General features: G+C 52.1%; 15 protein-coding genes. All 15 read right to left on the reverse strand.

Annotated elements, in window-relative coordinates; translation table 11 throughout:
• Positions 1-59: 59 nt before the first annotated feature.
• Complete coding sequence (locus PLA01S_RS31925; RefSeq protein ID WP_164817394.1) at positions 60-224, reverse strand: hypothetical protein; 165 nt, start codon at positions 222-224, stop codon at positions 60-62.
• A 178-nt stretch (positions 225-402) separates the two neighbouring features.
• Complete coding sequence (locus PLA01S_RS10330; protein ID WP_071223018.1) at positions 403-675, reverse strand: WXG100 family type VII secretion target; 273 nt, start codon at positions 673-675, stop codon at positions 403-405.
• Between the two features lie 44 nt (positions 676-719).
• Positions 720-989, reverse strand: coding sequence for a DUF4176 domain-containing protein (locus PLA01S_RS10335; RefSeq protein ID WP_100535987.1), 270 nt, complete (start codon positions 987-989; stop codon positions 720-722).
• Between the two features lie 2 nt (positions 990-991).
• On the reverse strand, positions 992-1,756 hold the full coding sequence (locus PLA01S_RS10340) for a hypothetical protein (RefSeq protein WP_127591977.1): 765 nt from the start codon (positions 1,754-1,756) through the stop codon (positions 992-994).
• A 14-nt stretch (positions 1,757-1,770) separates the two neighbouring features.
• Positions 1,771-2,844, reverse strand: coding sequence for a WXG100 family type VII secretion target (locus tag PLA01S_RS10345; RefSeq protein WP_127591980.1), 1,074 nt, complete (start codon positions 2,842-2,844; stop codon positions 1,771-1,773).
• Between the two features lie 73 nt (positions 2,845-2,917).
• Positions 2,918-3,703: a hypothetical protein gene (locus PLA01S_RS10350; protein ID WP_127591982.1), complete on the reverse strand. Its 786-nt coding sequence runs from the start codon at positions 3,701-3,703 to the stop codon at positions 2,918-2,920.
• Positions 3,704-3,921: 218 nt separating this feature from the next.
• A complete protein-coding gene (locus PLA01S_RS10355; RefSeq protein ID WP_127591984.1) occupies positions 3,922-4,506 on the reverse strand; it encodes a TetR/AcrR family transcriptional regulator in 585 nt (194 codons plus the stop codon).
• A gap of 201 nt (positions 4,507-4,707) precedes the next feature.
• Positions 4,708-5,349: an orotate phosphoribosyltransferase gene (gene pyrE / locus PLA01S_RS10360; protein ID WP_127591986.1), complete on the reverse strand. Its 642-nt coding sequence runs from the start codon at positions 5,347-5,349 to the stop codon at positions 4,708-4,710.
• Positions 5,346-6,083, reverse strand: a complete 738-nt coding sequence (gene pyrF / locus PLA01S_RS10365) for an orotidine-5'-phosphate decarboxylase (protein WP_127591988.1) — start codon at positions 6,081-6,083, stop codon at positions 5,346-5,348. Before pyrF ends, pyrE begins: the two co-directional genes overlap by 4 nt.
• Positions 6,084-6,102: 19 nt before the next feature.
• On the reverse strand, positions 6,103-9,309 hold the full coding sequence (carB, locus tag PLA01S_RS10370) for a carbamoyl-phosphate synthase large subunit (RefSeq protein WP_127591990.1): 3,207 nt from the start codon (positions 9,307-9,309) through the stop codon (positions 6,103-6,105).
• Position 9,310: 1 nt separating this feature from the next.
• On the reverse strand, positions 9,311-10,447 hold the full coding sequence (carA, locus tag PLA01S_RS10375; protein WP_127591992.1) for a glutamine-hydrolyzing carbamoyl-phosphate synthase small subunit: 1,137 nt from the start codon (positions 10,445-10,447) through the stop codon (positions 9,311-9,313).
• 60 nt (positions 10,448-10,507) lie between these two features.
• Positions 10,508-11,809 (reverse strand): dihydroorotase, encoded by a 1,302-nt coding sequence (gene pyrC, locus PLA01S_RS10380; RefSeq protein WP_127591994.1) that lies wholly within the window; start codon positions 11,807-11,809, stop codon positions 10,508-10,510.
• Between the two features lie 123 nt (positions 11,810-11,932).
• Entirely contained in the window at positions 11,933-12,844 is a 912-nt protein-coding gene (locus PLA01S_RS10385) for an aspartate carbamoyltransferase catalytic subunit (protein WP_272868143.1), read from the reverse strand.
• Positions 12,844-13,404 carry a bifunctional pyr operon transcriptional regulator/uracil phosphoribosyltransferase PyrR gene (gene pyrR, locus PLA01S_RS10390; RefSeq protein WP_127591996.1) on the reverse strand — a complete coding sequence of 187 codons (561 nt, stop codon included), beginning with the start codon at positions 13,402-13,404 and terminating at the stop codon, positions 12,844-12,846. Before pyrR ends, PLA01S_RS10385 begins: the two co-directional genes overlap by 1 nt.
• Positions 13,405-13,721: 317 nt before the next feature.
• Entirely contained in the window at positions 13,722-14,975 is a 1,254-nt protein-coding gene (locus PLA01S_RS10395; RefSeq protein ID WP_127591998.1) for an LL-diaminopimelate aminotransferase, read from the reverse strand.
• Between the last annotated feature and the right edge of the window lie 147 nt (positions 14,976-15,122).

Here is a 15,122-nt window from a genome sequence, read left to right on the forward strand (position 1 = left end):
AAGAATAAATATACACCATTACCCTGCATCAAGTCAAGTGCTGTTTTAATGGAATTTCCTCAAGGCATAAACCGCACGCCATAGCGGCCCTTTTTGGAACGGTAAACCTCCACCATCCGCGGGTCATGGTATCCGAACAGCCAGCCATCCTGCTCCAAACGTTTAGCAAAGCACCCTGCCTGAAATTTGCTTGTATACAGCTTTCCGTAATATACCCAGTTCATCCTATGCGACTCCTTGCCCGAATGATAATGTGATGCTGTCATATTATGTCCAAACTTCCACAAAAAAACCGCTGCCTAACAAACTTCTCCATGATCACCCGATAAAAAAACAATCAGCCATACCTCGTACCACATCGGGATACGAATACGATTGATTGTCACCTTAAGTAAACCGCGCCTATTGGCCGTCAGCCTCCGCAAACCGGGCAGCAATGCTCATAAGCTCCTGCTCCATCGAATTCATCATCTGGATAAAATTCATCAGCTGCGCCTTCGTCTCCTCGGCCTCCGTACGAAACCGCTGCTGGGAAACGCCTTCCCATTCGGCATTCAACGTTTCAATGACCTGGGACAATCGGGCGACCAATTCCCCGCCGTAGTCACTCCCGCTTCGAATGTCTGCCGCAGCCCGGCGCAGCTCCTCGGGGGATACCTCTATACGTCCTGACATGGATCTATCTCACGCTCCTCCCTTTATGGATATACCCTCGTTTGTTATGTAGCCTTCGTCTCAGCCAGTACGGCCTGAAACTGTTCTTCCTCTTCATCCTGGTAACCGGTAAATATAATCTCCTGGATATCCTCATGATTAAAAACGTAGGCAAACTCCGGGCTAACATACCCTTCCGGATACGGGCAAGCCAGATAGTCGAACAATTGCGGCTCCTCTAGCGCCAGAATTTGCTTGCGCCCATAGATCACCAGCTTTTTCTCGCCTTCCTTCAAAATGACAATCGATCCGTTCGGCAGCAGCTGCTGCGTCATAATTATCCTCTCCTTTTCTTGCTCTTCCGGTGCGGTGCCGCCGGCGTGCGGCCCTGATTCATTTTGTTCAGAAACGCGGCGTTTCGCTGCTCCTTCGGCAATCCCAGTACAGGATAATGAGCTTTTAGCTTATCCATATTGTTTTGAATGAACCTATACCGGTGAATGAACACAACGGCCATGTACAGACCGAGAATCAACAGAACGGAAAAGGCCGCCATGCCCATCACAAATCCGCCAAGATCGCCGGTTACCGCCACCACGACGTAATACCCTGTGTAACCGATGGCCGCTAACAGCAAGGCGGCTTTGCCCGCTTTTCCGACGCCGCCTTTGCGCTCCATGGACTGGTACGTCCCTTGCTGCAGTGCTCTGAAATGCAAAACATAAAACACAACGAGCAGCAGCAGCATCACCGCGATCGAGCTAAGCCCATACCCTATGGAATCAACTCCGGCCATGTCATACATCATTTTCAGTATAGCAAGCTGGCAAGTGACCGCCAGCGCCAATCCGTATATCCCCAAGTACAGCACAAAACCGACCTCAGACCGGTACGGATTTACACTCAGACCAATCCCCCACAGCAGCATAGCCGCCCATACCGCCGCCGCCGCATAAAAATAAACCGACATCATCGGCGCCGCCAGCGTGACTAGTGCGGGGATCAGCATTATAAATAAAAAACATACGATACCGCCCCGAATTTGCTCGGCGGGGATTAGCCGGAAATGAAACTGTTCTTCCTCTGAAATCTTCGTGCTCATCTTTGACACTCCCCTTATTTGAACCATCCGGCTATCGTAGAACCTAGCTTCTCTGCCCCCATTTTCAATCCTTCGGTGACAGTATCTTTTTTCCCGTCCCCGTCAAAATCCGTGAACTTGATGCCGTCCATGACGTAGGAAGCGCCTACCGACACGCCGAAGCCGATGGCCGCACCCGCAAGAGTGCCGATGGGACCGCCTACCGCTGTTCCAATGAGGGCTCCTGCCTTGGCGCCAGCCGCTGCGGAAGCCACGACGGTTCCCACGCCGACACCCACGTCCACAACGGCGTCTCCGGCTATTTTTGCCCCGCTCTTGTTCTCGTTGATATTCGTGACCAGATTCCCCACCGTTTGCATGGCGATGCCTGCATAACCAAGCTTGCCACCCTTCCAGCTGAGCGAGTCTTTAACGGCTGCGCCGGGAAGGACGTATTTCGGAATTCGGGGGTGATTCCGCCAATTGTACTCGGCATAGGATTTTTTGCGGATATTGGCCAGCATGCCGTTCGTCACATTGGCTCGCATATTGCCGCGCTTGTCTTTCTCAAGCCACACGCCAAAGCCGTTCCGGTACATATCCCAGTATTTGTACATCGTCCCGGATGCGGTTACCGTACCGAACAATACGCCGGCGGACGCGAGCGGGTTGCCGGTCCATTGATCCGCCGTTCCGCCGAAAGGCGCAAGCGCATTGAATTCAACGCCCGCTGCCGTCACGGGCGGATCCGTTTTCTTGTTCCCGTTCTGTGCCAGACTCGCCTGAAGCAGCAGATGCGGACTAACCTGGGCAATCGATTGTTTGCCGAAGGTAAGATTGTTCCCGAGCGATTGATCGGTCTGCGAAAAATCCCCCGCCTTTTTCACCAGCTGCCCTCGATTCTGCTCCAGACGGCCTACCACCGACTGGCAGGCAGCCCTGCATTGGGCCAGGCGCTGTTCGACCTGGGCACGATGACGCGACTCCCAGGACATGCTCTGGAGACGCTGCTGCATGCGTTCCTGGAGCTGCTGGACTTCCCGTGCAATATCAGATACCGCTGCTCCTTGCTGGTTCAGCATTTCGGGTACCACACGTATTTTGGTCATATCTAACAATCCTCCATGTCGTTAATCGAGAAGGCAATAGCACGTAAATGCAGGGTCATGATGCCGCCCTTTCTCACTTAATGCGCTCAATGACCGCACCAAGCTCCCGGATTATTTCCGTTACCGTCGCGCCCCAAATTTGATCCTGTTCGCCTTCATTGCGAATCAGCCAATTGGAATGTTTTCCTCTCAACAGTTCGATTCCCTGTATTCTGCAGTTCAGATCCGGACAATAGTACGCCGTGAAGGTGGCATATCTCTCCGGATCGGTGACGCAATCGGCCAAGGCGGAAACGACGGATTCCGGGTAGCCTTGTGCAAGCAAGTACTTCCGAGGCTCCTGCTCCCCTTGCTCGGCACTCATCCATTGCTGGAACCAGCCTTTAGGCATAGCCAATGGAGCTGTATCACGGTTCTTCCTATCCTCCAGCTGCAGGTGACGGATGATTTTAAGCCAAGCTTCCGAAGGGGTTCCCAGCGCTTCCAGCACATAGGCTCTCGCACCGTCAGGCCCGCTTTCAATATCGGCCTTTACAACCAGACTTGAACTGTAATAAATGAAGCACTCCTTCTGCCCTTCGTCGGAACCGGACACCCTCATATGTATCGTTAGCAGGGTCCGGCTGCATACTTCTATGTATTCCAGCAGTTCCTGCACAAGAACCGGCTCGTTATCGGCCGTATCAATCAAGCCTTTCTCCTGCAGCTCCTGCTCAATCTTAGCCACTTCTACAGGCATCTCCTCGGCCAGCGTTCCACGAAAAGGGTCCTCTAACCCAATGACAGCCCGCGCACCGACAATGCCGGTTAGTACAAAGAATTGTTTGCCGGTCAGTTTGATCCTGGACGGAATTTCCAAAGATCTCTCCTCCTTACGGTCAGCCCCGCCTATTTTTGTAATTAAATCTGAGGTTATCATTACTATTATAGGTGAGACATCTCCTTCCCCTCTACCAAGTCGTGGCCCTAAATTTATAGGAACATATACCCAAATCAGCCGATTTTCAAACCGTTCAGCAATAAAATTTCATAAAAAAACATTCCCGGGTCGAAATCACCTCTGGAATGTTTTTGTTCTCATGTTAGATTAGACGGATCTTCCTGCTGGATAATACCGTGATAAAGAATCGTCATCAGCTGTTCACTGACAGCGTTCAGGCTTCCCAGACCATGGTACCATTCATTCCGTGCCGTAAATTCCTTGATAAAAGTAAGGAACGCGACCAATACCTGGGGAGAGATATCTTTTCGAATCTGTCCAAGCTGCTGACCTTTAAAGATCAGCATTTCAAATTCCGGAACAACGAATTTCTGGTTGAATTGAAGCAGCTTGTCCATCTGCTCCGGGAATTTGGCCAGATCCGCCACAAATTTCTGTGATACAAACGCCGAAAATTTTTGCTGATCCTTGTAGAAGACGGTTAACGCCTCAAGCGGATCATTTGCCTGATCCATGATATCGCGGTAAATCGCCATGAGCTCCTCGACCATCCGGTCCACGACATGTTCCAGTAAGCCCTCTTTGCTCTGATAGTAGTTATAAATCGTCATCTTGGAAACCGGGACAGCTTCGGCAATCTGCTCCATGCTCGTCTGCAAAATCCCCTGCTCCATGAACAGCCGCTTCCCGGCTTCAAGCACCGCTTCTTTTTTTGCATTCATCTGTTAGACTATATCCCTTCTATATCAGCATAAGGACATCATGGCTGGCTACAGCCGCGTACAGTCCTAATGTAACGATCCAGCCTACCGCTGTCAACCCGGCGCCCATCAAGGCTTATCTTCGGCCTCGGTTTAAAAAAAGCTGTCGCTCTGCGATAACTCACAAAGACGACAGCCTGATTCCTAGCTGATATAAGTTGTTTACACGCCAAAGGAAGCAGGATTCGATCTCCAGGATTGAAGAAGCTCCACATCCTGTTCCTGAATCCGATTCTCGGATAGCGCTACATCAATCAGCGCACCATAGTTGGACAAGCTCTGCAGCGGAATCCCGGCTTCGGCAAAGGCTTGTACCGCTTTATCCAGCTGATAGCTGAATATAGCCAGTACCGCGAGCGGCTCGGCCCCTGCATCCTTAACCGCTTGTGCCGCTTTAAGCGAGCTGCCGCCCGTGGAGATCAGATCCTCGATCACAACCACCTTCTGTCCCGGCTTGATCAAGCCTTCAATCAGGTTTTCCTTGCCATGACCCTTTGCTTTGTCCCGAATATAGGACATCGGCAGGTTCATCTTCTGGGATACAAAGGCCGCATGCGGAATCCCGGCTGTGGCCGTTCCGGCAATGGCCTCGGCTTCCGGATATTGCTCCCGGATGACGGCTGCGAACGATTCAGCAATGTAGTCGCGAATCTCGGGATAAGACATCGTCAAGCGATTGTCACAGTAGATTGGGGACTTCATTCCCGACGTCCATGTAAACGGCTGATGGGGTCTAAGGGAAACGGCCTCAATCTTCAGCAAATAAGATGCGATCTGATGTGGAATATTCGCGAGTGTACTCATGCTTGAATCATCTCCTCAATAATCTGTTCTGCAGCTTGTCTCGGGCTCGGGGATTCCGTAATTGGGCGGCCGACAACCAGATAATGACTGCCCTTGCGAATGGCTTCCCCTGGTGTAAGAACCCGAGCCTGGTCTCCGATATCCGCACCGGCCGGACGGATACCCGGTATAACGGTCTTAAACGCTTGGCCGCATGCGGATCGAATAGCCTCCACTTCAAGCGATGAAGCGACGACGCCATGCAGCCCTGCTTGCTGAGCCAGCTTCGCATAGCGTACGACCGCATCCTCTACCAAACCCGGAATGCCGATTTCGTTATTCATGACATCCTGACCCGTACTAGTCAACTGGGTTACAGCTATGATGGTAGGCATGGCAAGATCCGGGGTGTCCGCCACTGCGGCCTCCGCCCCGGCTTTTGCCGCCTGCATCATGAGAGCGCCGCCGCTGGCATGGACGTTAAACATGTCCACACCCAGCCGCGTTACGCTGTCCGACCCGCCTTTTACCGTGTTCGGAATATCATGCATCTTCACATCCAGGAACACGGAATAGCCTTTGGCTTTCAATTCTTTGACAAAATCAGGACCGGCAGCGTAGAACAGCTGCATGCCGACCTTCATATAACATGGGATGCCCTCCAGCTGACGTACCAATCCTTTCGCACGTTCGGCATCCGGGTAATCCAATGCCACCATCAGGCGGCCCGCCATTTCGTTGTAGCTGGCGTTCATCTATATCCCCCCTTCTCGATTAAACCGGCATCGCTTCAGAAGAGAAGTTGATGGTCTCCAGCATCGTGAGAAGCTCACGAACCGTATCGAGCGAGGTCATACATACCACACCGTTTTCTACCGCTTCACGGCGAATTCTGAATCCGTCACGCTGCGGCGTTTTCCCTTTGGTCAATGTGTTGAAGACGAAATTCGCTTCACCTGTGCGGATCATATCCAGAATGTTCGGCGTTCCCTCGGACAGCTTATGGATGGTGGTCACATCAAGCCCCGCTTCTTTCAATGCTGCTGCCGTGCCGCCTGTGGCGATGATTTTATAACCAAGCTTATGGAAGCCTTTCAGCAGTGCCGCAGCTTCGGCTTTATCTTTATCTGCGATGGTAGCGATGATGGCACCCGTTGAAGGGATTTTCATGCCTGCACCGATCAGACCTTTATACAGCGCTTTGGCATACTTCACGTCACGGCCCATAACCTCACCGGTGGATTTCATTTCCGGTCCAAGGGTAGGCTCAACGCGGCGAAGTTTAGCAAAGGAGAACACCGGTACTTTAACCGATACATGTTCGCTTTCCGGCCACATGCCTTCCTCGTATCCAAGATCCTTCAGCTTGCTGCCCATGATCGCCTGTGTCGCCAGGTTGGCCATCGGGATGCCTGTAACCTTGCTCAGGAACGGAACCGTCCGGGAAGAACGCGGATTCACTTCGATCACGTACACTTCATTTTTATAGATAACGAACTGGATGTTAACAAGTCCGCGTGTATTCAGCTCTTTGGCAATCTTGATCGTAATTTCGGCAATCTTGTCTTTCAGGTCCTGGGACAAGTACTGAGGAGGATATACCGCAATCGAGTCACCGGAGTGAACGCCTGCGCGCTCTACATGTTCCATGATGCCTGGAATCAGCACCGTATCGCCATCGCAGATTGCGTCGACTTCCACTTCTTTACCCATCATGTAACGGTCGATCAGAACCGGATGGTCCGGGTTGATCTTAACCGCCTCTTTCATGTAGCTCAGCAGCTCGCTGTCAGAGTATACAATCTCCATGGCGCGTCCACCGAGTACATAAGATGGTCTTACCAGAACAGGGTAACCCAGCGATTGCGCGGTTTCTACGGCATCATCAACCGAAATTACGGTTTTTCCTTTCGGCTGGGCAATCCCCAGTCTGGACAGGAGTGCTTCGAATTTTTTACGGTCCTCGGCTTCGTCAATGCTTTCCAGGCTGGTACCCAGAATTTTCACGCCCGCTTTGCTGAGCGGCTCAGCGAGGTTAATTGCTGTCTGCCCGCCAAACTGTACGATGACACCGACCGGTTTCTCCTGCTCGATGACATTCATGACATCTTCAAGGAAGAGCGGCTCGAAGTACAGACGGTCCGACGTATTAAAGTCGGTGGATACGGTCTCCGGGTTGTTGTTGATGATAACCGCTTCGTATCCCGCCTTCTGGATTGCCCATACCGCGTGCACCGTGGAGTAGTCGAACTCGATCCCTTGACCGATCCGGATCGGACCGGAGCCCAGCACGACGACCTTCTCCTTGGCGGATTCGATGACTTCATTCTCCGTTTCGTATGTCGAGTAGTAATACGGCGTCGTTGCTTCAAACTCCGCGGCGCAAGTATCCACCATTTTGTAAACCGGGCGCAATCCATGCTCGCGGCGCAGGAATCCGATCGACTCCTCGGTTGTGTGCGTGCTGGCTTTACCTTCCGTGCGCAGCTCAGCTATGGCGCGATCCGTAAAGCCTAGTCGCTTCGCTTCGTACAGCGTTTCGTAAGTCAGTGACGTTTCGCTGCGAATATGATCTTCATATTGGATCAGGCGCTCGATTTTGTCCAGGAACCACCAGTCGATGTTTGTCAGGTCCTGAATCTGCTGAAGTCCATACCCTCGGCGAAACGCTTCCGCGATCAGGAATATCCGCTCATCGTCGGCTTTGATCAGACGCTGCTGTAGCACTTCATCGCTCAGCTCGTCAGCACCTTTCAAGTAGAGGCGGTGCACGCCGATCTCCAGAGAGCGAACCGCTTTATGGATCGACTCTTCGAAGGTGCGGCCGATCGCCATTACTTCGCCGGTTGCCTTCATCTGAGTTCCCAGCTTCCGGTTTGCGTGGATGAACTTGTCGAATGGCCAGCGTGGAATTTTGCTGACGATATAGTCCAGCGTAGGCTCAAAGCAAGCATAAGTCTGTCCCGTTACCGGATTGACGATCTCGTCCAGGGTGTAACCCATCGCGATTTTTGCTGCCATCTTCGCGATCGGGTAACCCGTTGCCTTGGAAGCAAGGGCGGAAGAGCGGCTGACCCGAGGGTTTACCTCGATGACATAATATTGATAGCTGTTTGGATCCAGCGCGAATTGCACGTTGCATCCGCCCTCGATGTTCAGTGCGCGGATGATTTTCAGCGATGCGGATCTGAGCATTTGATACTCGCGATCGGATAGGGTCTGGCTTGGCGCCACGACGATGCTGTCGCCGGTATGAACGCCGACCGGATCAAAGTTCTCCATGTTACATACCACGATGCAGTTGTCGTTCGCGTCGCGCATAACCTCATACTCGACTTCTTTCATTCCCGCGATGCTCTTCTCGATCAGGCATTGCGTGATCGGGCTGTAGCGAAGTCCTGAGCTGACCGTTTCACGCAGTTCCTCTTCGATTGCGCAGATACCGCCGCCGGTGCCGCCCAAAGTGTACGCCGGGCGCACGATCAGCGGATAACCAATCTCATTTGCGAAATCAAGCGCCTCTTCCAGGGTCGTTACAATCATGCTTTCCGGTACAGGCTGATCGAGTTCGCGCATCAGATCACGGAACAGGTCGCGGTCTTCCGCTTTCTCGATGGACTCCAGCTGCGTTCCGAGCAGCTTCACATTCTCCTGCTCCAGAATACCGGCGCGTGCAAGCTCGACCGCCATATTCAGGCCCGTTTGTCCTCCAAGCGTCGGGAGCAATCCGTCCGGACGCTCTTGACGGATAATCTGTGTAACAAAGTCGAGGGTGATCGGCTCGATATATACTTTATCCGCCATGTTTGTGTCGGTCATGATGGTTGCCGGGTTGCTGTTAATCAACACTACCTCGATACCTTCTTCTTTCAATGCTTGGCAAGCCTGTGTTCCAGCGTAGTCAAATTCCGCTGCCTGCCCGATGACGATCGGACCGGAGCCGATAACGAGAATTTTTTTCAATGTATCATTTTTAGGCATATTAATGAGCTCCTTTCACGGCTGCGGCCAGAACCGCTTGGCGCGGTTTCCGGATTTCATTCTGTTTTTGGTCTCTTATCATCTCAAGGAATTCATCGAACAGGTAGCTGCTGTCGTGCGGACCAGGTGCAGCTTCAGGGTGATATTGCACGGAGAAGGCAGGAAATTTCGAGTGCTTCAAGCCTTCGATCGTTTTATCGTTATTGTTGATATGCGTAACTTCCAGATCCGTCCCTTTGATGGATTCTTCGTTTACGGTATATCCGTGGTTTTGGGAAGTGATGTAGCAGCGTCCGCTGCCAAGCTCTTTTACCGGATGGTTCCCGCCACGGTGTCCGAATTTCAGCTTCTCGGTGTCCGCGCCCGCAGCCAGTGCAAACAATTGGTGGCCAAGGCAGATGCCGAAGATCGGATATTCGCCAAGCAGTTCTTTGACCATGTTCACCGCGTAAGGAACATCCTTCGGGTCCCCAGGGCCGTTGGACAACTGAATGCCGTCCGGGTGAAGTCTGCGGATTTCATCAGCCGTCGTGTCATGCGGAACGACTATGACGTCGCACCCACGGGAAGTCAGTTCGCGCAGAATTCCGCTCTTTGCACCGAAGTCAACCAGAACGATCCGCTCCTTGGAGCCCGGGCTTGTAAACATTTGCGGTGTAGAGGTTTTTGCCACCTGGTTGCGGAGTTCGGCGATCGTCGTATCGCCGAGCATTTCCTTAAGTTCTTCCACCGGCTTGTTGGAAGTGGTCAGAATCCCCTTCATCGTACCGTAGTGGCGGATGATCCGGGTCAACATCCGTGTATCAATCTCGCTGATTCCTGGAATACCATATTCCTTCAATAAGCTGTCAACGCTATATTCTGCACGCCAGTTGCTTGGAACAGGCTCATGACGACGAACAACGAATCCGTGGACGAACGGCCGGATGGATTCAAAGTCATCCCGCGTGATGCCGTAGTTTCCGATCAAAGGGTACGTCATGGTCACGATCTGTCCACAGTAAGACGGGTCGCTCAGCACCTCTTGATATCCTGTAATTCCTGTATTGAAAACAACCTCTCCGGTCATTTCAGCATCCGCGCCGAAGGATTTTCCGCTGAACAGCGTCCCGTCCTCCAGTAACAATCTTGCCTGCATCCCGATCACTCCTGTCATCTATGTGTAATTTATTTTATAAGTCTTTTGCCTAAGTGTTACTCAAAATCCGTTTTGCTCTGACCATTTCACTTCGCCGTCCACCCAAGTCATCACGGGCCAGCCTTTCAGCTTCCAGCCCGTAAATGGCGTGTTGCGGCCTTTCGTTGCGAACTCTTCCGGATTCACTTCTTTCTCTGCATCGAGATCAATCATGGTCAGATCCGCTGCTTTACCGGCTTCCAGCACGCCCGTTGCAAGATCGAATACTCTTGCCGGATCGCTGGTCATCCGCTTCACGAGCAGGCCGAGATCCCATTTGCCTGTGGCGACAAATTTAGTATAGAGCAGCGGGAATGCTGTTTCGAATCCCACGATACCGAATGGTGCAAGCTCCATGCCTTTCGCCTTCTCTTCCGCGCTATGCGGTGCATGATCCGTTACGATCATATCGAGCGTTCCATCCAGCAGACCTTCTATACAAGCCTCCACATCACGCGGGGTGCGCAGCGGCGGGTTCATCTTCCAGTTGGCATCCAGGCCGGGAATATCTTCGTCAGAGAGAACCAGATGGTGCGGGCATACCTCGGCCGTTACCGAGATGCCAATCGCTTTTGCCTGGCGGATCAAGCGTACGGACTGCTCAGTGCTCACATGGCATACGTGGTAATGTACGCCGGTGGCTTCTGTCAGCAGAATGTCCCGTCCGACATGGATCGCTTCCGACTCATTAGGTATTCCTTTCAGGCCGTGCTGCTGAGCGAACTTGCCTTCGGTCACGCAAGCCCCTTTTACCAACGAGTCATCCTCGCAGTGAGCAATGACCGGCATGCCCAGCGCTTTCGCTTTGTTCATGGCATCTTTCATCATCTGTGCGTTCTGCACACCAACGCCGTCGTCCGTAAACCCGATTGCACCCGCGGCCTTCAAGGCCTCAAAGTCCGTTAGCTCGCGGCCCAGCTCGTTCCTCGTAATGGCTGCATAGGGCAGCACCTTCGCAAGTCCAGCCTCGCTAGCCTTATCCAGCACAAGCTTCACCGTTTCCGGCGTATCGGTCACCGGTCTTGTGTTCGGCATGCAGGCAATGGTTGTAAAGCCGCCTTTGACTGCCGAGCGGCTGCCGCTCTCGATCGTTTCCTTGTGCTCATATCCCGGCTCTCTCAAGTGCACATGCATATCGATGAATCCCGGTGTGACCAATTTCCCCTCGGCATCGATGATCTGAACGTTATCGCCCGGTTCCGGCAAGGCTGCGATATCACTCGCAACCGAATGAATCAATCCGTCTGCAATGACGATATGTTTATCTTCGAGCTGTCCTTGTTCATTGATCACTTTGGCATTCTTTATCACTTGCATTTGCATCCTTGGTTCCCCTCCGCAGCAGAAGCACCGTTCGCTTCTTAGTATATTGTATAATAAAAATTCATATTTGTGTATAAATATTAATATTTATTCATTCTGTAAACCATATTCCGCGTTTAAGAATCAGACCATCGCCCGTTCCATGACCGCCATGCGAATCGGCACTCCGTTCGCCATCTGCTTGAATATCATCGATCTTGCGCTTTCCACGACCGCGTCGTCGATTTCAACGTTCCGGTTCACCGGTGCCGGATGCATAATGATCGTGTGCCCCGACAGCTTGGCCGCCCGCTCTTCCGTCAAACCGTACTGCTCCCGGTATTCCGCGCTGGATTTGAATACTCCTTCATTATGCCGTTCCAGTTGAACTCTCAGCATCATCACTACATCCGCCTTGAGTGCTGTTTCCATCGATACGTAAGGTGCATACCGGGCCAGCTCCGGAGCCTGCATCGTTTCCGGTGCGCAGAACTGTACATGGGCACCGAATTTCTGCAGGGCCCACAGGTCCGAACGAGCAACCCGGCTGTGCTTGATGTCTCCGATGATGGATACCGTTAATCCCTTAAGCTCGCCGAAGCTTTTCTTCATCGTATAAAGATCAAGCAGCGCCTGCGTGGGGTGCTCATTGTTGCCGTCGCCCGCATTGACCAGCGGAATCGAGATCCGCTCCGCTAGCTCCTGCAGTACTCCGGCTGGCTTCAGCCGGATGACGCCCGCGTCGATTCCCATGGATTCCAGCGTTCTAACCGTATCGTAGATCGACTCGCCTTTCTCGACGCTGGATGCTGCCGCCGCAAAGTTCATGACCTCAGCACCAAGTCTTTTCTCAGCCATTTCAAACGAAAATCTCGTTCTGGTGCTGTTCTCGAAGAACATATTAACCGCAAATTTCGATTGAAGTACCGGCACCACTTTCTCGGACTGCGCTTCCCAATATGCCGCCCGATTCAGGATCGATCCGATTTCGTCTCTGCTAATATCCTTCAAACCCAAGAGGCTGCGTTCTTTCAATGAAATGGCTGTTGTCATGATTATCGTTCCTCTCTTTGGCTAATGGTCACTTCGTCCTTGCCGTCGATTTCGGTTAATGCCACCGTAATTTCCTCGTGTTTGGAGGTAGGAACGTTCTTTCCGATATAATCCGGCCGGATCGGCAGTTCGCGATGTCCCCGGTCTGCCAAAACCGCAAGCTGTATCATTCTTGGCCGTCCGCAGTCCATCAGGGCGTCCATCGCAGCCCGGATCGTCCGTCCGGTGTACAGCACGTCATCAAACAAAATGACCTTCTTGTCATGAATATTCAGATGGGCAAGGCTGAGCTTCGCTCCCTCTCCCCGTTCAGCAGCGGCTCCCTTGCTGTCCCGGTCATCGCGGTAGGAAGTCACGTCGATCTCTCCCCAAGGAATCGGCGTACCTTCAATCTCATTCATTCGCTCAGCGATCCGCTGGGCCAGGAACACGCCGCGTGTGCGGATGCCGACCAGGATGCAGTCCTCAATCCCTTTATTCTTTTCCAATATTTCATGGGCAATTCTCGTTAGGGCGCGGCGGATGGCCGTCTCGTCCATAATCACATGCTGTTCGTTGCTCATCCTTAAGTCCTCCTTCTAAACGTTTGATTAGCCCTTTTTAGTTCAGACGATCCGTGAGTTCATTACACACAAAAAAACTCCTTGCCCGGCTGGACAAGGAGTTGATCTCATAGAGATAGTGTGGAAAGCGCAGCATCTATCCGCAGACAGAGCTATGCCTCCTGTTAATGAACCTCGGTTCACGTTACCTTGCCAGCCTCACGGGACTGATTTAAAGGTGCTATTCGATTAATTTCATTATGACAGACCCTACAGGAGCTGTCAACAGCAATCATGTCGAATGATGTCACGTACCAAGCGGAGTTTATAACATGTCATTAAAATTCAAATTCAACATCGCTAAGTCTTCTGCGAATTTCGGAAATGACGCGTTTCTCTTCTTCCTCACCGTCAGCAATGAAGGTAACGGAGAAGCGTACGAAATGTCCCGCATCATCCCAAGGCACGGTGGAGATCAATTTCTCGCGAATCAGATACTGGGAGAAATCTTCGCCGGATTCAAAGCGGCGCCCGCCTTTAACGCCTTTTGGAGCTTCAACATAGAGGAAGAAGGAGCCCTTCGGCTTTTCGGCCGTAAAACCAAGCCCGTTCAACACGTCTACCAGCATGTTGTGGCGGCGGGAATACTTCTCAGCGATCTTCTCCGTAATTTGCGGATTGTCCAGACCGTATGCAGCAGCCTTTTGAATGGCTATGAATTGTCCCGAATCGTTGTTGTCCTTCACATCGCCAAACGCTTTAACCACAAGCGGATTACCGGCGATGAAGCCAATGCGCCATCCCGTCATATTGTAAGATTTGGACAGGGAGTGAAGCTCCACGCCAACATCCTTCGCGCCGGGGACGGAGAGAAAGCTGAGCGGCTTCAAGCCATCGTAAGTGAGAGCTGCATAAGGAGCGTCATGGACAACAACAACACCATACTTGCGGGCCCACTCGACAACCTCGGTGAAAAACTCGACCGTTGCGCTGGCACCCGTCGGGTTGTTCGGATAGTTCAGGTAGAGCAGTTTGGCACGGTGGGCAATGTCCTCAGGGATCGAGCTGAGATCCGGAAGAAATCCGTTCTCTTTTTTCAGCTCCACATTGTAAACTTCACCGCCCAAGTACTTGGTATGCGTACCGAGTACAGGATATCCGGGAACCGTCATGATGGTGATGTCCCCAGGGTTAATGAAGCAGGACGGCAGCATAGCCAGTGCCGGCTTGGAACCGATGGAATGCAGAACTTCTGTAGCGGCATCAATGCCTTCAACCCGAAATACATTCTTCAAGTAGCGAACAGCTGCTTCCTTGAACTCCGGAATTCCGTTATCCGCATAGCCGCGGTTTTCCCGCTTCGCTGCTTCTTCTGCCAGCTTTGCCACGATGCCTGCATCGGCCATCTCATCCGGCTCGCCAACTCCCATATCGATGAGCTCCGTCCCAGGATGTTCCTGCTTCGCAGCTGCCTTCGCTCTTTTGATTTTCTCGAATTTATAAATGGCTGTATCTTTGCCATAATTAGCGCCGCCGATCCGGTTGGCAAAGCTCTGTTGAATGTACGTTTCCTGATATTTATCCATACTCATGATTTGTATTCATCTCCTACTCTAGCTTTCATACTCATCCTAAATATGCAGGAAAATCACAACGGGAGCCATGCATTATATATCAAATGATTTGTACTTTTTCGGCTGGGCGGAGCTGGTAGATCCTATGGTGTTCCTATTTGAAAA

It is taken from the genome of Paenibacillus lautus NBRC 15380 (genome assembly GCF_004000945.1).
Classification (GTDB): Bacteria; Bacillota; Bacilli; order Paenibacillales; family Paenibacillaceae; genus Paenibacillus_AQ; species Paenibacillus_AQ lautus.